Source organism: Gemmata sp. SH-PL17, assembly GCF_001610855.1.
GTDB lineage: Bacteria > Planctomycetota > Planctomycetia > Gemmatales > Gemmataceae > Gemmata > Gemmata massiliana.
Genome location: NZ_CP011271.1, coordinates 2,178,067 through 2,196,598, shown reverse-complemented (window position 1 = coordinate 2,196,598; position 18,532 = coordinate 2,178,067). Strand labels below are relative to the sequence as shown.

The following is an 18,532-nucleotide window of genomic DNA, read 5'->3' as shown; positions in this document are numbered from 1 at the left end:
AACGGGGTTAGAAACGTCACCAGTTGAACGCGGCTTGCTCGTCCTTCGAGAGCTTGCCGTTTTTGGGCATCGAGCCGTCTTGCACGGCCTGTTTGACCGCGCGCTTCTCGGCCCCGTTCAGGGGCTTCAGCGCGGCCGCGGCGTCGTCGGCGAACAAGATGAAGCTGCCGCCCTTCGCCTCGGACTTCCCGGGCGTGTGGCACGCGGCGCACTTCGCCTTCGCGACGGTGAACAGGTCGGCTTTCTTCTGCGCCTGCGGGAGCGGGGCTTCGAGCTTGATCGCGATCGCGCGGAGCAATTCGTTACTCTCGCGCTGGAGAACGAGCCGCTCCTCTTCGATCTCCAGGAGCCGCTTCGCGTCGGCCGCGGACATGCCACCTTGCTGGCCGAGCAGTTGGAGCGGCACCCCGCCGTAGGCCGGTACGGAGTACGATTGCACCGGGGGCATGGACGCGATCGCCGCAGTGCCGGCCACAAAGAGTGCAATCGCGATTGCGACCCGGCCCGAACGTACCACGTGCTGTCTGGGCAAGTCCCGCAGCAACAAACTCCCGATCCCTCCGCAGGTACCGAGTACCAGCGCAGTAGCCGCGCACATTACGACGCCGTCACTGTTCACGGTGTCGCACCTCCCAAAATGAGCATGAGCACGGGAAACCGCTCCTCGAAATACTCCCGGCGAATCGGTGGCGCGTCGTCTATCAGGTAGCCCACGAGCACCGGGTCCACGACCCGCTTGGCTCGCGCGTAGTCGCGCAGTTTGCGTTGCAGATCGGCGACGGTAGCCCCACATTCGGCCGCGGCGCGCTCGATGGTAACGGGGTCGTCGAGGTATCGCGCCCACTGGCGTTCGTATCCCTTGCCCAGCGCCGCGGGCTTGAGCCCCGAAACCTGTTCGACTGCGTCCGCGTAGTCGCCGCTGTCGCGCTTGTACGCCTTCTCCAGAGGCCCGAGGTACACACTCTCCAGTCGCTTCGCCCTGAGCGGGTCGAGAGCCACCGCTGCCAGCGACACACCCGTCTCCGGGTCGTACAGCTTCCGCGCATAGTCCCTCACCGGCTTGAGCCCCGCGTCCTGGTGGCACGCGACGCACGAGTACCCGACGTGAACGCGGCGGTCGTTGTTCGTGCTCCGACCGTCCGAAGCAATCGTGTCCGGGGCCGTGTCGACCTGGTTGCCCTTCGCGTCGGAGAGGTAGAACCCCGGCAGACCGTTCGGGAGCGTGAACACGATCTCTTCCGCGTCGTGCTGGTAGTCTTCGAGCAGGTTCGCGACCGCGTTCCGCTTGTCCGCACTGTTGTTCGCGTCGCGGCTCTCCCACCACGAGCCGGTTATGGTCGCGTACCGGAACACCTGCCGGTTGTTCGGACTCACGTTGGACACGGGCACAATTGCCGCGAGTTCGCGGTACAGTTCCTCCGCCTTCTTCCGGTCGAGTGCGGCGAGCTTTTCCGCGTCGGCCCGCTTCGTGAGCGCGAGCCAGTCGTAGTACCCGTGCCCCTTACGGTCCGCCTGGGCGCCGGTGCGAAATAGGAACTCGTCGGCCCGCACGATGGGCGTGGGCGAGCCAGCGAGCGCGACCAGTTCCGTCATCTCCTTCACTGGGAGCCACGGCGCGGGAATGAAGTCCTCTTTCGCCGGGGTCGCGGTGCCCGGCTCGGTGTACTCCTCGTTCGCCTGATACGACCGACCGTACTGGTCGTATCGCGTGACCTGCCGCGTCTTCGTGACGGGCACCGCGGCAACGGATGCGGTTTGGGCCTTGATCGCGAAGTAGTGGTTCGCCCGCTTCAGTTCGTCCCAGACCTTCGCGTCCCAGCGGTAATCCACCAAATCAACCGCCCACAGCCACTCGGTGACCTTCCGCGGCGCGACGAGCTTCGACTCGCGCGACAGCCCGTTCACGTGGTAGCTCACCACAGCGTAAAGTTCGCGCCGCTCGCCCGCCGACAGGTGTGCCGCGGACAGGTACCGGGTGCGGGCCGCGATCTCGACGGGCAGCGACTTCGCGTCGGCGTGGGCGGCGCCGACGATCTCCGCGAACCCAATGGGTGCGGCATCCTTCGGCGCGGGGGCGCGCTCGGCGCCGCTCGCGATCAGGCCGAACAGGGCGCCGAGCGCCAGCGCGACGAGGCACGCGACAATCAGGTTGGCGACCTCTCGCTTCATTTGGTGACCGTGTACCCGAGGGCCTGGAGCTTGTTGATTACGTCCGAAACGAGCGCGTTGAACGAAATCGTGCCGCTCGCGACCGGGGGCGGAGGGGGCGCGGGCGGCGGGTCTTGGGGCTTCGGGTACAACTTCGACATGAACGCGAAGTCGTTCTCCGTGATGTCCACCCCGCCCACGATCGGCTTACCGTTCTTCGTGATGCCCGCGGGGAGCTGGTAACACATCACCGAATCCTGGTCCGTCGTCGAACTGGCCAGCAACGACCGTTCCTCGATCGCGGTCAGCACCTGCTGCCGCGTCTCGTTCGCGCTCCACCCCTGGGTCTGCGCGAAGTAGTTGATCGTCTTGTTCACGTCGAGCAGGTCGACGATCGCGCGCCGCATGTGCTCGTGGGGACAACCTAAAGAGTGCCCGGTCTCGTGGCGCACGACTCGCCTGTATTCGCTGTCGGGCGTGTTCTCGGTGAACCCTTGCAAATTCATCGTCGCTTGGTTCGACGGGATGCTCAGGATGTCCGTCCCCAAGTAGCTCCAGTACCCCGTGCCCCCGCGCGTGATGCGGATCTCGCCCTGTGCGCTTTCCTGGAACGAGACGCTGCACCGGGAGTTCCAGGCGTTCATGTGCGCGAGGATCTTGGTGCGCGTCGCTTGGTTCGGATTGTCCAAGAACTGAACGCCGAACTTGCGCCCGCCCGTGCCCCAATACTTCGACGTGACGACGGAGATGGCCCACCGGTGAGCCTCTTCGCCCACCAGGGCAATTCCGATCAGAGACGCAAGGGCGCCCGGGGGCGGCGCGTTGGCCGGGTTGTGCTCGACCGCCCGGGCCGCCGCCGCGACCATCTCGCCGGGCTCCAGGCACTTGAGGCAACACGGGATAAAGGCTCTCGACCGACTCTTACGCGCGACCATCACACGGGTTCCTTTTCGTTGGGCACGGCTCTTGGGCGCGACTTTCGGGTTTGCTATGGGCCTACTGCGGGTCCGAATCTTCGCGATCCGCAACGACTGGCGCGACGGGAACGCGCCCGACGGCTGGCGCGGAAACAGATTCAGCCGGCGCCACATTCCCCCGGATAAACGGATAATTGAACCCCGTCTCGAACGAAGCGTCCGGAGCGGGGAACGGGTGCGGACGGCCGCTGATTTTGCGACTCACGGTGCCACCTTTGCGACGGAGGAACAGGAACGACACGAGCCACCACGACGCGAACACCGCGACGCCTTGAGCGAAGTGAGCGGCACCAATCGCCGGTTGGAGGATCAGCCACGCGATCGCCACGAGGAGCGGGTAGTTCACGCTGGTGGCGATCCCGGGGTTCTCGATTCGCTCCCCGTCGGCCCCGCGCCGCCGCGCGAACACGAGCGACAGTCCGACGTGCGACAGCGCGAAATCCGCGAGCACCAAGCCAAACAGCCGCGCGAGCCACTTCGCGTTCACCCCGCTGTCGTGGACGAGCGCGAGGTACGCGACCGCGTAGAGCGCCAGTTCGAGCCCGACGAACGCGGGCCAGCCGATCCAGTCGGGCACGCGGGGCCAGAAGAACCGACCTGAGTAGCTCCAGAATGATTCGCCGCCCCACGCGCCGCGCTCCTCGCGCGAGTGCAACCGGATCGCGAGAACGAAGGAGCCGAATAGGGCGAGGGGGGCGAACTCGAGGAGCACACCGGCGATCATGCGAGTAGCCTCAGTCGTTGCTGGGGCGCCGGCGGGCGCCGGCGCCCGCGTGGTGCTCGTCGGTACGATCCTTGAGTCTCTTGACTTCGGTCACCAGATCCGCGAGCACTTCGTTGTTCCGCTGGAGCGCGTCCACCGCGCTCGACGCGGTTTCGGCGGCCTGCTTGCACACCACGTCTCGCTCGCGCAGGTACGTCTCGTGGCGCTTATCCTTGTCTTCGAGGAACGTCACGGCCCGGGGGATGAAGTCGTTTTTCACGTAGCGCAGGAACATCACCCCGCCGATGATCGCCGCCAGCACGATGACGCACACGAGGCCGAACGAGCCGTACCGCTCGATGAGGGTGACTCCGGTAGAGATCTCGTCAGCCAGCAGCATCACGGCACTCCGTCCGTCTGGAGGGTCGGGGCGAAAGCGGCCGGGCCGCGCATTATGCCGGGGATTGTGGCGGGGGCGGTTGCCTGTAGAGATGGGCCGGCGCGAGGTGAAGGGTTGCGCCGGACGGGAAATGAAATGGCCCGGAGGTGATTGCAGTCATCTCCGGCCCCGCGTCGTAGGGGGTCAAGACTTCGCACGAGAGATTAGGTAGCACGTCTTTGACAGTGTCCAGACGCCGATTTTTTGCTTCTTGGTCCACAAGACGCGGACAGCGCCGGTTCCAACTGCCACAACGGTTCCTGTGTGCCACTCACCCAACCCTCGCGGAGCCCGAACGATGTCGCCCTTCTTGGTTTCGCGACCGTCCGCATAGCTGTTCTGCTTGCGAAACAGCTTGCGCCAAAAAGCCCGGTCGCTCATCGCTCGCATCCTCGGTTCGGGGTGAGGGCCGAGCGACTCACCCGGCCCACATCGTCCACTCGTCGTCACACCTTCATCACCATCGCCACTCCCGCCTCGTCCGTGTCCCAAAACTCCCCTCGCAACACCTCCACGGCCCTGAACCCGCACGCTCGCAGAAACATCAACCCACCCGTCAGGCTCTCGCGCACCGTCGACGCGACCCGCTTGCCGCTCAGGTAGTACGCCTTGTCGCCCGCCTTCTCGACCAACTGCCGACCGATACCCCGCCCACGGTACTCGGGGGCAACCCCTAAGGTGACGATCTCGATGCGATCGCGGTGCAGGACGTACACCATGTAACCCACGATCACATCGCCGACTTCGGCCACCATGAGGACGCAATCGCGACGTTTCAGTGCGGTCATGAAATCGCGGTGGTCCCAGGGCGACTCGAAGCTTGAGGCGGCAATCTCGACGACGCGGGGGAGGTCCAGGCGGCACCCCCAACGGAGGTCGACGAGCGTGGCATTCGAGCGGAGGTAGCTAAAGGTCGACATGGGAGACTCCGGAAGGTGGTTGGTTGGCTCGACACATCAATATATACGTCGCGACGGGCTCTTTATTCAAGTCCAGTTAGTGGTTTTCTGGGATTTATTTTTCCGCCGCGGCGGGTACACTGTTTGCGTACACATCACCCGGAGGAGCAATGATCCGCATTCCGCTCTCAGATATGGGGCTGATTTCTGTCGATGACGCCGCACAGCGCCGGAACGTGAACGAGAGGACGATTCGGATGTGGATCGAAAAGGATCTGCTCCCCGTAATCGTAGTGGGGAGTGGCAAGCGAGAGAGTTACCTGCTCCGGGCCGCAGACGTTACCGCGCTCGTGGCTCCACCCCGCGGCGCTCCACGGGGAAATCGCAACGCGAAAAAGAAGTGAGCTTACTCGACGGGCGGCGCGGCTCCCCCGCCTGCTTTCCTCGGGCGCCCGGGCTTGCGCCTTCCCGACCCCTCTGCGGCCGCAATGATCGCTTTTACGATCTCGTCCAGGGCCGCGATCCGTTCCGCGTTATCACTTACGACCGTGCGGGCCGCAGGCAAACCGGTGCGGAACTATGTCCGCATGGACGCTGATGTCATCAGAACGGCACCCCACCTCTTCGCCGTCGCGCACGGCCGCGAGGCGATCGGTGCCGAGCGGTGTTGCTACTGCGGCGCGCCCGCCTCCGATCCGCACGAAATCCCCGACTCCTTTACCGCGATCGACCAACTCGCCGCGCCCGGTTCGGGTCACCGGTGTAGCGGGTGCGCACTGGCGATGACCGCGACCGCGGGCCAGTCCCCGGACGGCAAACCGTGGATGTGGTCGTGGGTAATCACCCGAGCCAACGCCGATCGGCGCGCGCTCTGTGTCATGCTCGGGGGCGATCGCGTAGCCGCGGGTCGAAATGCCCTTCGTGCCGCCTGTCTTGCCCCGCCCGAGCCGCCCTACGTGATCCTGTTGTGCGAGGCCGGGCGCACGCACACGATGTTCCGCGCGCCGGTCAACCGCGGGGGCGCGCTCGCGTCCCTGACGCACGACGGGCGCACGCTGCACTACCGGCCCGACGAATTGCGCGCCCGCATCCGGTTGTGCGAAATGGTGTCGCGTACCTACGGCTCGAAGACCGCCCGGGATCGGCTGCCGATTAGCCCCGGGCGCTGGGACGTGGACCGAATCGAGCTGCTCGAAGAGTGGCACGCGGTGCGGGACGAGCTACTCACCGTCGCCGCGGCGTGCCTGTTTGAAGCCCCACCGAAGGAGGAACCGTGTCCGAACAATTGACGCTCCCGGTGCGATCCCGGAGCGAGTTCCGCCAGGCCTTGGCCGAGATCGTGGACCCGGACCGGCAGATGAGCGCGATGGACCGCGCGAGCTTTCAGCCCGTCGCGAACCGGGCCGTCGTGCTCCTGTGCCGCGTTTTCGGTTCGGTACTCGACAAAAAGACCCTGTGGACCCGCATCGACAGCGGGCTGGTGAGCGCGTGCGCCAAGGTGTCCGACGGCGACACCGAGCAGTGGCTGTGCCTGCTGTTCGATCACGTGCGCGGCGAGATCGGCACCCTCGAGGAGCACGAACACGCGGACCTGCTCGGGCTGCTGGCCGACCTTAGCCACCGGGACGCGACGTACCGCAAGGGGTTCGTGCGCTGGGTCGAGACCCGGCGCACCGCGGTCATGGCGCACGGGCGCCAGGCGTGGGCCGAGTGGAAGCAAACCAACAGCGCGCCGGCGGCGGCGCGGGAAGGCGGTGCCGCGTGAGTTCCGCACGAATCGTTTGCTTGTCGCGGGCCGCGGCCCCGATCACCCACATGGCCGGGACCGCGGGCAACGAGTCGCTCATATTGCGCACCCCGGTGCAGCAGCCGGACGGCACGGACCGACAGGTTCCGGCCATCAGCGGGAACCACATGCGCAACCGGACCCTGCGCACGCCGGGGGCGCAGTGGCTCGTGGACGAGTACGGGTTGCGCGGGTTCTGCACCCTGACGCAACTCAACTTCCTGTTCCACGGCGGCTCGCTCACGGACTCGACCGGGCGCGAGAATACGGCGCTCATCGCCGAGCTCCACGAGTGCTCGCCGCTCTTCAAATTGCTCGGCGGGTGCCGCCCGGAACAGATGCTCGGGGGCAGCGCCCGGGTGTCCCACGCCTGGGTGTGCTGCGAGCAATCGCGCACCCCCGTCGGGGCGATTCTGGGGGACGAGGCGCTCCGCGAGCTGCCGCCGCTGCTGCCCGCGGAGTGGTTCGTCCGCAAGTACCAGAACACCACGTCGGGGGTGCGCGAGAAGAACCCGGCGCTGGCCGAGTCCGCGCCCGATTTCGCCGAGAGCGAATCCGATCCGCGGATGATCTACACCGGCGAGTGCGTGATGACCGGTGCGTACTTCGCGCACGACTACACGCTGATGGACCCGACCGTCCTCGACATCGGCGCGGCGCTCTGGTCCCTGGACCTGTGGCAGCGCTCGGGCGGTGTCGTCGGGGGCATGGGCGCGAAGGGGCACGGCAAGCTCTTCACCCGCGTCCTGATCGAGGGGTGCGACGTCCCCCCGCAAGAGTGCGTTACCGCGTACCTGCGGCACGCGCGGGGGCAAAAGGACCGGTTCCGCGCGTGGCTCGAAGCGGCGTTCGGCGCGCCGAAGGAAAAGAAACCGGCCAAAGCGAAGGCGCCGCCGAAGGGCAAAGCGAAACCGGCCCCGGAACCCGCTCCGGGAGCCGAACCGACGGGAGACCTGTTCCAGTGACCCCACTGAAGATCACCGCCGAACTCGCCGGGCCGGTCGCGGACTACGCGCCGCGGCTGGACGGCCTCTTGGTCGAGGTCGCGTTCCACCGGGAGCGGCGGCCCAAATCGGAAGTGCCGCGCCGGTGCGACCCGGCGCCCGACCCGATGCGGTGCCCGGAGATCCCGGTCGCGCGCGAGGAGATCGGAGGCTGGCCGGTGTTCCGCGCGTCCGACCCGATCGCGCGCCGCTCGGCCCCGCACGTGGCGCATTTCGGTAAGCGCATCGGGGTCGAGCGCGCGGGGCTGCTCCACCCGTCCGAGCGCAAAGTAGTCGTGACGTCCAACACGTGGACGAAGAGCTACCGGCTCCCGGTTAATGTGCTCACGCCCGATCGGGTCGTCTGGTTCGCGCTCGGGGACGCGGTGCGGCTCAGGGATCTGCTCCGCGACGTGGCCCAGATCGGGCGCAAGGTGGCACACGGGTGGGGCCGGGTCAAGCGGTGGCGCGTCGAGGACTCAGCCGCGGACTACTCGTGGTACGCCCCGGGGGGAGACGGGCGCCCGGTGCTCATGCGGTCGCTGCCGCTGTGCCCGGCGCTGCCCGCGGACCTGGACGGGTGGCGCGCGGGCTACGATTCGTGCTGCCCCCCGTACTGGCACAGTGACCGGTACACGGAGGTCGTCAAACCGTGCTAGAGCGCGTCGCGCGGCTCACCGCGGCCGGGTACAGCCAGCGGGACATCGCCGCCAAACTCGATATCCATCAGACCACGGTGGGCAAGTACCAGAAAAAGGCGGGCGTGGCCCCGAACGGGCACACCAGTGAGCGCCGTAGGGACAAGGCGCGCCGCAACTACCGCGAGGTGTGCGCGGCGTTCGGGGTGGGCAACTTGTTCAGTATCCCGGGGCTGCGCCGCCGGGTCGAGGCCGCCAAGAAGGGGGTGGTGCCGTGCTGAGTTCGGGTGCCGGTGCCGTGTCGTTCGTCGTGCAGGCGCACCCGTCGCGCGGCGCTGCGGTCGGGCAACTGCGCGCGGAACTCGCGAGGCAAGGGTGCCCAGAGCCGCGCGTGGAATGGGACACTGGTCGCGGCGCCGTTGAAACGTGGCGGGACTGCCTGTCGGCCCCGCCCGCGGCCGGCGGGTGGCTCGTGTACCTGCAGGACGATGCGTGGCCCGCGCCGGACTTCGCGCCGCGACTCGGGAACCTGCTGGCCCGCGGGCCGTTCGCGGTACTCATGCTCTACTCCGCGCGCAAAGAGGCCGCGCCGGTGCCCCGCGGGTACGCGACGGCCAACCCCACGGCCATGTGTAGCGCCGTCGGGCTCGTAGTCGCGTCCGGAATCGTACCCGCGTTCGCGGCGTTTTATCCCGATTGGCTCGCCGCGCAACCGAACCACACGTTCGCGAACGATTTGGCCCTCGGAGCGTTCTGCCGGCGCGAGCGACTGCCGGTTGCGATTGCGGCCCCGCCGCTCGTGCAGCACCGGCCGCTGAAATCCTTGCTCGGGCACCGCCGGGGCCGCGAATCGAAGCACTACCGCGAGCGGTACGGCGAGGTGCCCGAGTGTTAATCCCATCCCCCAGACACGCCGCCGCGGACCGGGAACTGTGGGCCGATCTGGAAGCCGCCGATCGCGCGCACGCGCCCCGCATCGGCCCCAAGGTGGAACGGTCGCTGGCTGCCCTGCGGCTTTTTTTGGATGGCGGCCCGGCGTACTGTGGCGTCTCGTGGGGCAAAGATTCGGTCGTTGTCGCGCACCTGTGTGCGACCGTTGCCCCCGCCGTGCCCCTGGTCAATTTACGGTGCTCCAACCGCAACCCGGACTGCGACGCGGTCTGCAACGAGTACCGCGCCCGATTTCCGGATCAGAGGTACATTGAGCACCCGATTGATTACGAGGGGCTGCACGCGCGCAACCTGCCCGCTGGGGCACTGGACCGCGAAACGGACCGTCGGTGGTACGCCGGCATTCGGCGTCTGAATGATGATCTCGGGCACCGGCACATTCTGGGCATCCGCGCCGGTGAATCGGCCGGGCGGAAGATGCGGTGCCGGGTCTGGGGCGAAAACAGCCCGAACGGGTGCGCGCCACTGGCATGGTGGACGACGGCTGACGTGTTCGCCTACCTCGCGACACATTCGCTCCCGGTTCACCCGGCCTACGCCATGCTGGGCGGGGGCCGGTGGGGCCGGGAGCGCCTACGTGTCGCCGAAATAGGCGACACACACGGCACGGGCGGTGGCCGCGCCGAATGGGAGCGCGAGTATTACGGCGATGTACTGCGCCGACTCGCGCGCTAGCAATCACCTCACCCCTGCATCACTTCCCGCAGTCGCTCCGCGCTCACCCCGAATGTGCCCGCCACCAGCTCGTAATCCGCGTCCGTGTGCAGCGACCGGCACAGCCGCAGGTGATCGAGCGTCGTCACCTCGCACGCGAGCCACGCGGCCAGGGCCACGTCATCCCATTGGCGGGCGGTGGCGAATACGTGCAGGTAGTGGCCGAGGAAGAACGAGCCGGTGAGCACACGCGGATTGGTGGCGAGCCGGTGGAATGCGACGGGATCGGGTGCGGACATGGGAGCCTCCTGTGTGGGGTACACAGAGAGTTCCGGGCCGCGGGCGAAGTGCGACAAATCAGGCGGGATTATTTTCCGGGCGACGTTGTACCCACACGACCGTGTGGGTACAGTGGCAATTTACGGAGGGATCATGCCACCAAAACCACGCAAAAAGAAGCCGTCCCAGGGGCGCCCGGACCGCGGGACCAAGGCGAGCAAATACCGCCTCACGGATGACACCCTCGCGAAGATCGCGGACATCGCGGCGCACATCGGCAGCGTGAGCCAGGCAGAGGGTGTGCGATACGCAGTAGATCGCACGCACCGCGAAATATGCGGCGGTGAAAACCCTGCGATTTCTAGCGATTCCGAGAAATTTGGAAATTAACCGCCAACTCGTATTGACCGTGTGGCCACACGGGTGTAATATTACATCACAAGGCCGACGCAGATACCAAACACCGAACCGAGGAGCGACGATGAAAGGCTTTATCCGAGTGTGGGGCGGCGAATTGAGCGAAACACAACAGTGCGAGATCGACAGCCACGGCAATTTCTGCGGCGGGGCCGAAGTGCCCGATCAGGGCGAAATCGAATCGCAGATCACGAGTGGGCAACGGAGCGGCAAGACGGAATCGGGCGTGCGGTGGGAATATCGCTGATTCACACGGGTGCTGAGCGGCATCGGGGAGCCGGCAGCACCACTCACGCGAGGTCACACCGGCCCGCGACAAAGGGGGATGAGACGATGTACCAGATCAAGTGCGAATGCGGTTATGAGATTCGGGTCATCGGCAAGGGCGAAAATGGGTTGTGCAAGGTGGTCAAGGCTGACAGCAACCACGAGGCATTCAGCGGCACCTACGCCCAGTGCGAGAAGTGGCTGAGCGACCGCGGCGTTAAGACCCTGATGTCGAAGTAGCCCCACACCCCGGCCAGTGGCACTCGCCGCCACGGGCCACGCTCACCCAACACAGGAGCCTCGCGTGGGTCCGCTACTGCTCGACCGGCTCGTCAATCTCGACCGGTACATCACCGACGACCTGCCCTCACTCACCGCGGAGGGCGAGCCGGCCGAATGGCTCACACTCGCGAACGACGGGGAGCCGGTGACGATCCGGCTCAACGGTCGCCTGGGCGCGCTGCTGTGCTTCACGTCGGCCACCTGGACCGACACCGAATTGACCGCGGCTGTGGACGCGGTGCGGATGGCCGGCTGGCCCGGTATCACCGGGGTCAAGGGCGCGCATCGGGACACAATCGAGTTCGCGCGGGCGGCGGGCACCGTGGTGCTGCTCGACGCGCCACTGGCCTGCATCGTCCACGTCGTGGGGATTGAGATCCGCGACTGACCGCCACCGAGTCTGTCACTGACACCGCGGCACCTGCGTAGAGTGGGGCCGCTTGCCGAGGAGAACGACCGATGATCGTGCGATACATGCGGCCCGACGAGTCGCCGTCCGCCGTCACCTACGCCATCGAGTTGGACCGCCCCACCCGAATCGATCCGGACGGCTCGCGCTGGTGCGAAATCGACCCCGAGCCGCACCCAGGATCGGGCAAGCCCGCAGTAATGGGCGCCCCAGTGGACGACTACTGCCCGCGCCTCGACGGTCCGCTCCCGGGTTGACTCGCCGCCACGGGCACAAACGCAGCGTCCCGCGGGGACCGATCCCCGCGGGACATGATCGTTACGAGAGGGAGCTAACCGGTTGCTCTCACGCGGCCGCCTTCCACTTCGGTTCCCGGCCCTTCTTCGCCAGGCCGCACGTTTCGGTCGCGAGCGGGAGTTTGGCTTCGAGGGGGCACCCGCACGCGGCGCAGGCGTCCAGGGCGCGATCCTCGCACGTCGCGCAGTGCCCCTGGCGCTCCTCCAGCACCTCCAAACTCACCACCGGTGACCCTGCCGCCTTGTGCCGGATCATGGCCGCGGTGTAGTTCATCGCCTTGCGCCACAGCGACGGAAGTTGCTTCACGTCCTCGGGGCAGCGCGACAGCACCATCAGGCCGTGGTTGTTCCGGTCGTGGCGCTTCACGACCCACTCGGGGTGCTTCAGGCAGAACGCACGGAGCGCGTGCATCACCCCGGGCGCGTCGGGCCTGTCCCCCGTCTCGCCGAAGGTCACGGTGCAGTGGACGACGAGGTATTTCGCCACGCGCTCGTGGTGCGCCTCCAGGAGCGGCATCAGGGCGTTTGCGGTGTGGTCCGTGTCGATGAACAGCAGGTCCGTGGGGGCCACGGGCGCCGACGCCGGGTCCGCGGCGAAACCGGTGAACCGCCCCCCCATCCACTTCGTGAGCCGGTCCCATTGCGGCTTCGGGCGCGGACAGATACTGGTGAAGGTGCCCGGGTTGATCTCGCTCTCCAGCCCGAACGCGATCGCCACGTCCGCGGGCTTTTGCCACAGGCTCAGTTCCGTCGCACTGTCACACATCTTGGCCAGATCGCGGAGCGTGCCGACGTGCTCGTGGAAATCGGACGGCTGCGCACTTGCCCCCGCGAACCACTTCGCCAGCGTGTCGTGCTTGTTCGCCTCGCACGCGCCGCAGCCGCTCGGCGCGACCACCTGGGCGACGTTCGCCACCGTGGTCATCTCACCCGGCCACCAGTGCCGGGCCTCGCCCCAGTGCGGGTGCGTCAGGCTGTACCCGCGCGGCTCGTAGCACACGTCGCCGTGCGACGTGAATCGGCCGTGCGTGTGGTTTACGTGGACGGACGGCATCGGGGTCGAGTCGCCGACCGGGAGCCGCGCCCAGTTGGTTCGCTGCCCCCCGTGGTCCGGTTCCAGAATCACCGGCTGACCGGTCTTCGCTTCGCGCTCGGCCCGCGCGAGGTTCGCCTGAAACACGTCCCAGCGCAGGGTGAGTTGGTGGAGCGGCTCGTGGCGCTCGCGCACGCGCTGCCACCCGGTTCCGTTCAGGCCGATGTAGTCGAGATTCGACACCACCGGCGCGGTCGGGTTCGCGGCCAGGGCGTCCCCGATCCGGTCGAAGTAGCTTGGCGGGTAGAGCACGTCGTGTTCGCAGAACGCCACGGCGTCGTATGTCTCTCCGCGGCCGGTAGCATGCGCGACGGCCTGGCGGATCTGAGCGACGATGGTGTCGTACCCGCGCCGCTTCTCGCCGCTGTAAGTGCTGTTGAATTCGGGCTTCCCCGTCCCGATGTACGGATCCCACGCGCACTGGCTGACGGTGACGTCGTGGCGCCCGGTCTGGGCCGCCGACGCCGTCACCGACAGAATCGACTTCGCCAATAACTGTTTCGGGGGCGCGCTGTCCGAGTACCACACGGCCAGAATCCGCTGGCGCTCGATTTCGGGGCGCGGGCCGCCGAACGGTTGCGCCGCCTCGGACCGGCTCACCAGGTCGCGCCACGTGCCTTCGGGTAGCCGTCGCCCGAAGTGCTCGTGGATCTGCGGGAGCGCGCCGATACCAACCTCACGGTGCCCGACGAGCAGGTTCCAGACGTGGTCCTCCAATCGCAACGGGTACGGGGGCGCTGTGAACCCGCTGGTGTCGCGGAACTTGTGCCTCCAGCGCAGGGCCGGCAGACACATGGCCCGGCCGCCGCGCTGACGCACCAATTCGTGCGTGTACCCCTCCTCGCCACCGAACCCGCGGAACAGTGGGTTAAAGCCGGGCCATGCCTCGCGCCGCATCATCCACAGTCCCAGGCCCATCATGGGGATCTCGAACGGCGCGCCCGCCGCGTCGCCACCTCGGGGGTCGCGCTCCCACATCCCCCACAGGCCCGGGGCGGCCGGCTGGTTCCAGTGCGTCGACAGGCCCGCGCCGTCGTCGTGGATCATCGGCCCCTGGATGATGTCCCGGCTGTCCGGGTGCGCGCGGGCGTAGTCGATCGCCGCGGCCACCGCACCCGTCTCCAAAATCACGTGCGAGTCGATGCACATGACCCACGGCGTTTCGGCGAACCGGAACACCGCGTCCCGTGGCGCGCTCGTGCCCGTCAGGTCCGGGCGGTGGTAGTACGCGCCCCCGACCGCGCGCGTGATGCTCTCCGTGCGCCGGCACCGCTCGGGGGAGTTGTCCACCACGACGTAGCGGCACCGCGGGTGGTTCGCGTGCAGGGCCGTGAGCGTGAACCACACGTGGTCCGGCTCCCGGTGCGTGGCCATGCCGATCGTCAACACGTCGCTCGGAGTGCTCATAGTTCCTCGTTAGGGGGCGCAGTTATGGGGCGCAGTTCGTGATCGCCACGTCGACGCCCGAACACCCGCCCGCCGGCGGTACGCATTCGCACACGCCCGTGCACGAATTGCCCGTCAAATTCCAGGTGCCCTCGACGCAGTTCCAGCCGCACGTCCCGCAGGCCGGGGCCGGCGTGGTGGTGGTGAGCGGCGGGGCGGCGGTGGTGGCCCCCGCGATGCACGCGCCGGCGAGGAAGCTCCCGGGTACGCAGGGCGTACCACCGAAGGCGTCCGCGCACCCGCACCCCGAGCCGCAGGCGGAGGAGAAGTAGTGGTACCCGATCCCGGTGTTGTTGCACTGGTACACGCAGTTACCGCACGGCGCCACCGTAGTCGTCGTGGTGGTTGTCGGGGCCGCGGTCGTCGTGGTCGTCGTAACCGGCGCGATGCACGGGGTCTCGACGGCCGCGCCGGGGGACGGGGGCGACCCGACAGGCGCCGCGCACCCGCACAGGGCGCAGAAGCGCGTAATAATGTCCCAATTGTCGCCCGTGGACGTCCCCCACACGCACGTGCCCGAGCACCCCGGACCGGCGGTGGTCGTCACGGGCGGGTAGCACGGGTCGCCCCCGCCGCCCGGCCCGTGGACGTAGCACCCAGTCGACGCCTCCTGCGCGCAGACAGTGCCGTCGCTCGCGGGCGGGTCGCAGTAGCAGCTGGGGACGTTCACGCCGGAACAAGAGTCGGACAGCTTCTCCCACGCGGTTCCGGTCCACACCCAGCGGCAGCCGCCGCTACAGGAGGGCGGCGTATACACGCACGCCGTGTGGCTCGACGAGCACGCGGTACACGACCCGGACGGTACGGGGCACGGGCACGCCGACGAGCACCCGTTGGAGGTCTGGACCCACCCGCGCGTCGGGTGGCAGTACCAGTCGCACCCGGCCGCGCACGCCGAACTGGTCGTCGTGGTGCACGGGCCGGCGGTCGTCGTGGCCCCGCCGCAGTGCGGCGGGAGCTGATCCGTGGAGAAGTGGCCGCACGCGGTAGTAGTGGTCGCGTCGGCGTCCGCGCAGTACGTCGGGGCCTGGCACGCGCACCCGGAGGCACAGGTAGAAGCGGCGCGCGCCCAGGTCTTGGTCGAGGCGGTGTAGGCCCAGGTGCAGGCGCCGGGGCAGGGCGCCACGGTGGTGGTCGTGGTTGTTGTCGTGTTCGGGGTCGCGACAGATATGACCGTGTTCCCCGCGCCCCGGTGGAGCGACAATGGGGCGGCGACGGACAACCGCCTCCAGCGTTCCACCTCCTGATACATTTCGTTCAGGCGCTGGGCTTCCGACGACGTTATTTCACCGGGCCGGAAGTTCATGAGTTGTTCGGGGATTGGAACAGTTTGATGTAGTCATAATCTTCGACCAGGCGCGGATCAACCGACGCCGCTCCCGACCCGCCCGTCCGCGTCGCCAGGAACCACTTCCCCGAATTGGTGTCGCCCGCAACCACGGGCGAAGGGCCGCGCCAGGGCATGTTGTTGTGGCCCAAGTTCGTCGTGATGTTAAAGCCGGACGCCTTCCCCTTGGTCGGGTTGAAGTAGTTCATCAAGAGCTCAATGTTGTACACGTAAGCGCTCTCGGTCCCCATCGCGAGCGCCCACGGCACCCGGTTCAGTTTCGCGCCGAGCAACAGCAGCGTGCCCGCCGGGTACCCGCGGAACTCGTCGCGGTTCACCTTGCCCATCCCGTCGAGGATGTTCTTGGGCAGGTCCGTGTCCGTTTTGAGCACGAAGTCACTGGGCACTGCCCCCCAGTGCAAGACGATGTCGGGCTTGACGAGGATCTGGCCGAACGGGGCCGGGTAGTCGGTGCCCTTCGGGTTCGACACCGGTGGCGCGTTCGATTCGCCTTCGGCGAACTTGAGGGTGAACCCGTCCAGGCTCAGGAACTCGATTCGCGGCTCGACGTCGACCCAAACGTTTCGCTTCCACTCCTGCGCCAAACGGTCGATCTGATCGTCCTGGAACAGGTTGTGGACGAGTGGGGTAAACCGGGCCGTGATCTTGGCGTACTGGTACGCCGCTCGGTTCCCGACGTTGGTTGCGGCGAGCGCGAACCCGTTCGCCGGCACCTTTAGTCGCGTCTGCGAACTCAGCGTCTTGGTCCCGGGCTTGAACTCCTCTTCGGCGACGCTCGTGCAGATGAGTCGCGTGTACCGCGGGTGGTACGCGGGGTTGGTGCGCTGGATCAGGTACGTACCGGCCAGGTATTGGACCGCGTTGTACCCGAGAAAAAAACGTAACGCGCCGCGCACCCGGTCGCCCGAAATGATCCCCTCGAGCACCGCTTCGGCGCCGGTGGAACTGAACGAGTTGGCGCCGGACGGGCGGAAGTTGCGAACCGCTTCTTTCCAGTGGCTCGCGTCAAACGCTTCGGGCCCGGCGGCGAGTGGGTCGGGGGCTGGCATGTGCACAGGTTGGCGCCGCCAGTTGCCTGCCCTATTCCGCCCGCGGCTCGCTCACCTCGTACCGGAAAATCATCCCGCTTACCGTGACGATCGCGCCCCCGGTACCGCTCGTGTCGTAAGTCGATCGGTTTCGGTTCTGCACGTTGACCGGGCTCACCCCGCCCGCGCCCGGCTTGTAGAGCCGGCGGCGGATCGCTTGCCGCTTCTCCCGAAACTCCTCGTCTTCGAGCAGCACCGGGCTTTCGCCGCCCTGGGTTACCGCGGCCGACGCTTTCACGAACTCGATGAGCACGTTATAGGTGACGGTGACGTTCTCAAAATCACCGTCCGCGTCCACCTCTTCGGGCTCGTTCGAGGACAACACGAAGCACGGGAGTTTCCACCCCGGGTTCCACCCGCCGTTCGGGGGCTTACCACCTGCAACAGGGCGCTTGGTGCGGTAGACGGAAATCGTGGGGTAGAGTTCCGCGAGTACGGATTCGACCCCGTTCACGATCAGTGTGACGTCGGCTGCCATGTGCGCAGTGTCACCCCACGGGTTGCCTCTCGGGTGTACCGTGCATGGTGCGGTGACAGGCAACCCGCGACCGGATAATCGGCCGGACTCCCTCCGCACACGCCCGGGGCACCGCCATGATGACTCTGCTGCTCGCTCTCGCGGTCGCGATCTGCTTCGGCGCCCGGGTGGTGACCCACACGTTCACGTTCGGGCACGCGGGCGGCTCGGTGTCGCTTTCCGATTCCGTCCAGGTGACCGGGGAATTAGCTACCGAAGCGAACATCGCCGTCGCCGCCTCGACGACGAACCAGCAAGAGAACATCGCGTTCAACCACACGAACCTCCAGGGCGTCTACATCAAGTCCGACGTGACCGTGACGCTCAAGACGAACAGCAGCGGGAGCCCGGACAACACGATCACGATCACCGCGGGCAAGCCGTTCGTGTGGTACGCCGGCTGCGGGATCGCGAACCCGTTTACGGCGGCCGTGACGACCACGTACTGGACCAACGCGACGGCGGACCCGGCCACGATCTACATGCGCACCCTGGTGAGCTAATCGGAGGTACCAATGGCATTCCTGCCCGGCAAGTTCGCCCGGTTCCGCGCGCCGGCCGCCATCGCGGGCGCGTTCCGGTGGAACATCGGGTTCCGCCGCGAGCGCCTCGACCTGACGAACTTCGAGAGCGCGATCAGCGTCAGCGGGAACAACGTCCACAGCGAGGGCGCGACGGGCGTTTTGGACACGACGTTCACGGTCGAAATGTACCTGAACGATATCACCATCAACGCCTTCTTCCCCGAAGCACAAGGGGTGTGCGACCTGTTGTACCGCAAAAATGTGGAACTCGGGTACAAGGGCGTTGTGGCCGACGTCCTCGAGTTCCAGCCCAGCACGACCGTCCGCGACCGCGCGATGGGTACGGTCCAGTTCCAGGCGAACGGGCGCGTCCTTCCGGCGTTCTAAC

At 67.1% G+C, this 18,532-nt stretch carries 26 protein-coding genes; 15 read left to right on the top strand and 11 right to left on the bottom strand.

Annotated elements, in window-relative coordinates:
* Positions 1-16 precede the first annotated feature (16 nt).
* The 6 genes from VT84_RS09165 to VT84_RS09135 form a co-directional block, all read right to left on the bottom strand.
* Positions 17-619, bottom strand: a complete 603-nt coding sequence (locus VT84_RS09165; protein WP_157469360.1) for a hypothetical protein — start codon at positions 617-619, stop codon at positions 17-19.
* Entirely contained in the window at positions 616-2,169 is a 1,554-nt protein-coding gene (locus VT84_RS09160; protein WP_082839316.1) for a hypothetical protein, read from the bottom strand. The genes VT84_RS09165 and VT84_RS09160 overlap by 4 nt, the downstream gene beginning before the upstream one ends.
* The gene (locus VT84_RS09155) at positions 2,166-3,014 is read right to left on the bottom strand and encodes a M12 family metallopeptidase (RefSeq protein WP_082839315.1); all 849 of its coding nucleotides are present in this window, start codon (positions 3,012-3,014) and stop codon (positions 2,166-2,168) included. Before VT84_RS09155 ends, VT84_RS09160 begins: the two co-directional genes overlap by 4 nt.
* Positions 3,015-3,144: 130 nt before the next feature.
* The gene (locus tag VT84_RS09150; RefSeq protein ID WP_082839314.1) at positions 3,145-3,849 is read right to left on the bottom strand and encodes a hypothetical protein; all 705 of its coding nucleotides are present in this window, start codon (positions 3,847-3,849) and stop codon (positions 3,145-3,147) included.
* 10 nt (positions 3,850-3,859) lie between these two features.
* Positions 3,860-4,228 carry a hypothetical protein gene (locus tag VT84_RS09145; RefSeq protein WP_082839313.1) on the bottom strand — a complete coding sequence of 123 codons (369 nt, stop codon included), beginning with the start codon at positions 4,226-4,228 and terminating at the stop codon, positions 3,860-3,862.
* Between the two features lie 485 nt (positions 4,229-4,713).
* Entirely contained in the window at positions 4,714-5,187 is a 474-nt protein-coding gene (locus VT84_RS09135; RefSeq protein WP_082839311.1) for a GNAT family N-acetyltransferase, read from the bottom strand.
* 149 nt (positions 5,188-5,336) lie between these two features.
* Here VT84_RS09135 and VT84_RS09130 point away from each other — a divergent pair, with 149 nt between their 5' ends.
* The 8 genes from VT84_RS09130 (at position 5,337) to VT84_RS09100 (ending at position 10,199) form a co-directional block, all read left to right on the top strand.
* Positions 5,337-5,570 (top strand): hypothetical protein, encoded by a 234-nt coding sequence (locus tag VT84_RS09130; protein WP_082839310.1) that lies wholly within the window; start codon positions 5,337-5,339, stop codon positions 5,568-5,570.
* A gap of 183 nt (positions 5,571-5,753) precedes the next feature.
* On the top strand, positions 5,754-6,455 hold the full coding sequence (locus VT84_RS09125; protein ID WP_082839309.1) for a hypothetical protein: 702 nt from the start codon (positions 5,754-5,756) through the stop codon (positions 6,453-6,455).
* Complete coding sequence (locus VT84_RS09120) at positions 6,440-6,931, top strand: hypothetical protein (protein WP_082839308.1); 492 nt, start codon at positions 6,440-6,442, stop codon at positions 6,929-6,931. The genes VT84_RS09125 and VT84_RS09120 overlap by 16 nt, the downstream gene beginning before the upstream one ends.
* A complete protein-coding gene (locus tag VT84_RS09115) occupies positions 6,928-7,917 on the top strand; it encodes a hypothetical protein (RefSeq protein WP_157469356.1) in 990 nt (329 codons plus the stop codon). Before VT84_RS09120 ends, VT84_RS09115 begins: the two co-directional genes overlap by 4 nt.
* The gene (locus VT84_RS09110) at positions 7,914-8,594 is read left to right on the top strand and encodes a hypothetical protein (protein WP_082839306.1); all 681 of its coding nucleotides are present in this window, start codon (positions 7,914-7,916) and stop codon (positions 8,592-8,594) included. Before VT84_RS09115 ends, VT84_RS09110 begins: the two co-directional genes overlap by 4 nt.
* Positions 8,588-8,854, top strand: coding sequence for a helix-turn-helix domain-containing protein (locus tag VT84_RS09105; protein ID WP_082839305.1), 267 nt, complete (start codon positions 8,588-8,590; stop codon positions 8,852-8,854). The genes VT84_RS09110 and VT84_RS09105 overlap by 7 nt, the downstream gene beginning before the upstream one ends.
* Complete coding sequence (locus VT84_RS39540; RefSeq protein WP_162271644.1) at positions 8,848-9,468, top strand: hypothetical protein; 621 nt, start codon at positions 8,848-8,850, stop codon at positions 9,466-9,468. The genes VT84_RS09105 and VT84_RS39540 overlap by 7 nt, the downstream gene beginning before the upstream one ends.
* Complete coding sequence (locus tag VT84_RS09100) at positions 9,462-10,199, top strand: phosphoadenosine phosphosulfate reductase family protein (RefSeq protein ID WP_162271643.1); 738 nt, start codon at positions 9,462-9,464, stop codon at positions 10,197-10,199. The genes VT84_RS39540 and VT84_RS09100 overlap by 7 nt, the downstream gene beginning before the upstream one ends.
* An 8-nt stretch (positions 10,200-10,207) precedes the next feature.
* Here VT84_RS09100 and VT84_RS09095 read toward each other — a convergent pair whose 3' ends face one another.
* On the bottom strand, positions 10,208-10,477 hold the full coding sequence (locus VT84_RS09095; protein ID WP_082839303.1) for a hypothetical protein: 270 nt from the start codon (positions 10,475-10,477) through the stop codon (positions 10,208-10,210).
* Positions 10,478-10,610: 133 nt separating this feature from the next.
* Here VT84_RS09095 and VT84_RS09090 point away from each other — a divergent pair, with 133 nt between their 5' ends.
* The 5 genes from VT84_RS09090 to VT84_RS09075 all read left to right on the top strand — a co-directional run bounded on the left by VT84_RS09090 (position 10,611) and on the right by VT84_RS09075 (position 12,089).
* Positions 10,611-10,847, top strand: a complete 237-nt coding sequence (locus tag VT84_RS09090) for a hypothetical protein (RefSeq protein ID WP_082839302.1) — start codon at positions 10,611-10,613, stop codon at positions 10,845-10,847.
* 91 nt (positions 10,848-10,938) lie between these two features.
* Entirely contained in the window at positions 10,939-11,121 is a 183-nt protein-coding gene (locus VT84_RS09085) for a hypothetical protein (protein ID WP_082839301.1), read from the top strand.
* Positions 11,122-11,207: 86 nt separating this feature from the next.
* Complete coding sequence (locus VT84_RS38330) at positions 11,208-11,381, top strand: hypothetical protein (protein WP_157469354.1); 174 nt, start codon at positions 11,208-11,210, stop codon at positions 11,379-11,381.
* 64 nt (positions 11,382-11,445) lie between these two features.
* Positions 11,446-11,811: a hypothetical protein gene (locus VT84_RS09080; protein WP_082839300.1), complete on the top strand. Its 366-nt coding sequence runs from the start codon at positions 11,446-11,448 to the stop codon at positions 11,809-11,811.
* Between the two features lie 71 nt (positions 11,812-11,882).
* Entirely contained in the window at positions 11,883-12,089 is a 207-nt protein-coding gene (locus tag VT84_RS09075; protein WP_082839299.1) for a hypothetical protein, read from the top strand.
* Between the two features lie 88 nt (positions 12,090-12,177).
* Here the strand turns inward: VT84_RS09075 and VT84_RS09070 are convergent, their stop codons facing one another.
* From VT84_RS09070 to VT84_RS09045, 4 genes are read right to left on the bottom strand one after another with little or no spacing between them, the layout of a single operon-like run.
* Positions 12,178-14,628, bottom strand: coding sequence for a glycosyltransferase (locus VT84_RS09070; protein ID WP_082839298.1), 2,451 nt, complete (start codon positions 14,626-14,628; stop codon positions 12,178-12,180).
* A 22-nt stretch (positions 14,629-14,650) separates the two neighbouring features.
* Positions 14,651-15,973 carry a hypothetical protein gene (locus VT84_RS38325; protein ID WP_157469352.1) on the bottom strand — a complete coding sequence of 441 codons (1,323 nt, stop codon included), beginning with the start codon at positions 15,971-15,973 and terminating at the stop codon, positions 14,651-14,653.
* Positions 15,970-17,064, bottom strand: a complete 1,095-nt coding sequence (locus VT84_RS09050) for a hypothetical protein (protein ID WP_082839294.1) — start codon at positions 17,062-17,064, stop codon at positions 15,970-15,972. Before VT84_RS09050 ends, VT84_RS38325 begins: the two co-directional genes overlap by 4 nt.
* Positions 17,065-17,095: 31 nt before the next feature.
* Positions 17,096-17,581 carry a hypothetical protein gene (locus VT84_RS09045; protein ID WP_082839293.1) on the bottom strand — a complete coding sequence of 162 codons (486 nt, stop codon included), beginning with the start codon at positions 17,579-17,581 and terminating at the stop codon, positions 17,096-17,098.
* A 116-nt stretch (positions 17,582-17,697) separates the two neighbouring features.
* Here VT84_RS09045 and VT84_RS09040 point away from each other — a divergent pair, with 116 nt between their 5' ends.
* A complete protein-coding gene (locus tag VT84_RS09040) occupies positions 17,698-18,123 on the top strand; it encodes a hypothetical protein (protein ID WP_082839292.1) in 426 nt (141 codons plus the stop codon).
* A 12-nt stretch (positions 18,124-18,135) separates the two neighbouring features.
* Positions 18,136-18,531 carry a hypothetical protein gene (locus VT84_RS09035; protein ID WP_082839291.1) on the top strand — a complete coding sequence of 132 codons (396 nt, stop codon included), beginning with the start codon at positions 18,136-18,138 and terminating at the stop codon, positions 18,529-18,531.
* Position 18,532: the final 1 nt, after the last annotated feature.

Coding starts and splice junctions, on each gene's coding strand:
- VT84_RS38330 (WP_157469354.1), top strand. CDS start 11,208: ATGTACCAGATCAAGTGCGAATGCGGTTATGAGATTCGGGTCATCGGC.
- VT84_RS09145 (WP_082839313.1), bottom strand. CDS start 4,228: ATGCTGCTGGCTGACGAGATCTCTACCGGAGTCACCCTCATCGAGCGG.
- VT84_RS09155 (WP_082839315.1), bottom strand. CDS start 3,014: ATGGTCGCGGCGGCGGCCCGGGCGGTCGAGCACAACCCGGCCAACGCG.
- VT84_RS09095 (WP_082839303.1), bottom strand. CDS start 10,477: ATGTCCGCACCCGATCCCGTCGCATTCCACCGGCTCGCCACCAATCCG.
- VT84_RS09050 (WP_082839294.1), bottom strand. CDS start 17,064: ATGCCAGCCCCCGACCCACTCGCCGCCGGGCCCGAAGCGTTTGACGCG.
- VT84_RS09160 (WP_082839316.1), bottom strand. CDS start 2,169: ATGAAGCGAGAGGTCGCCAACCTGATTGTCGCGTGCCTCGTCGCGCTG.
- VT84_RS09070 (WP_082839298.1), bottom strand. CDS start 14,628: ATGAGCACTCCGAGCGACGTGTTGACGATCGGCATGGCCACGCACCGG.
- VT84_RS09085 (WP_082839301.1), top strand. CDS start 10,939: ATGAAAGGCTTTATCCGAGTGTGGGGCGGCGAATTGAGCGAAACACAA.
- VT84_RS38325 (WP_157469352.1), bottom strand. CDS start 15,973: ATGAACTTCCGGCCCGGTGAAATAACGTCGTCGGAAGCCCAGCGCCTG.
- VT84_RS09045 (WP_082839293.1), bottom strand. CDS start 17,581: ATGGCAGCCGACGTCACACTGATCGTGAACGGGGTCGAATCCGTACTC.
- VT84_RS09090 (WP_082839302.1), top strand. CDS start 10,611: ATGCCACCAAAACCACGCAAAAAGAAGCCGTCCCAGGGGCGCCCGGAC.
- VT84_RS09075 (WP_082839299.1), top strand. CDS start 11,883: ATGATCGTGCGATACATGCGGCCCGACGAGTCGCCGTCCGCCGTCACC.
- VT84_RS09150 (WP_082839314.1), bottom strand. CDS start 3,849: ATGATCGCCGGTGTGCTCCTCGAGTTCGCCCCCCTCGCCCTATTCGGC.
- VT84_RS09125 (WP_082839309.1), top strand. CDS start 5,754: ATGGACGCTGATGTCATCAGAACGGCACCCCACCTCTTCGCCGTCGCG.
- VT84_RS09035 (WP_082839291.1), top strand. CDS start 18,136: ATGGCATTCCTGCCCGGCAAGTTCGCCCGGTTCCGCGCGCCGGCCGCC.
- VT84_RS09130 (WP_082839310.1), top strand. CDS start 5,337: ATGATCCGCATTCCGCTCTCAGATATGGGGCTGATTTCTGTCGATGAC.
- VT84_RS09135 (WP_082839311.1), bottom strand. CDS start 5,187: ATGTCGACCTTTAGCTACCTCCGCTCGAATGCCACGCTCGTCGACCTC.
- VT84_RS09040 (WP_082839292.1), top strand. CDS start 17,698: ATGATGACTCTGCTGCTCGCTCTCGCGGTCGCGATCTGCTTCGGCGCC.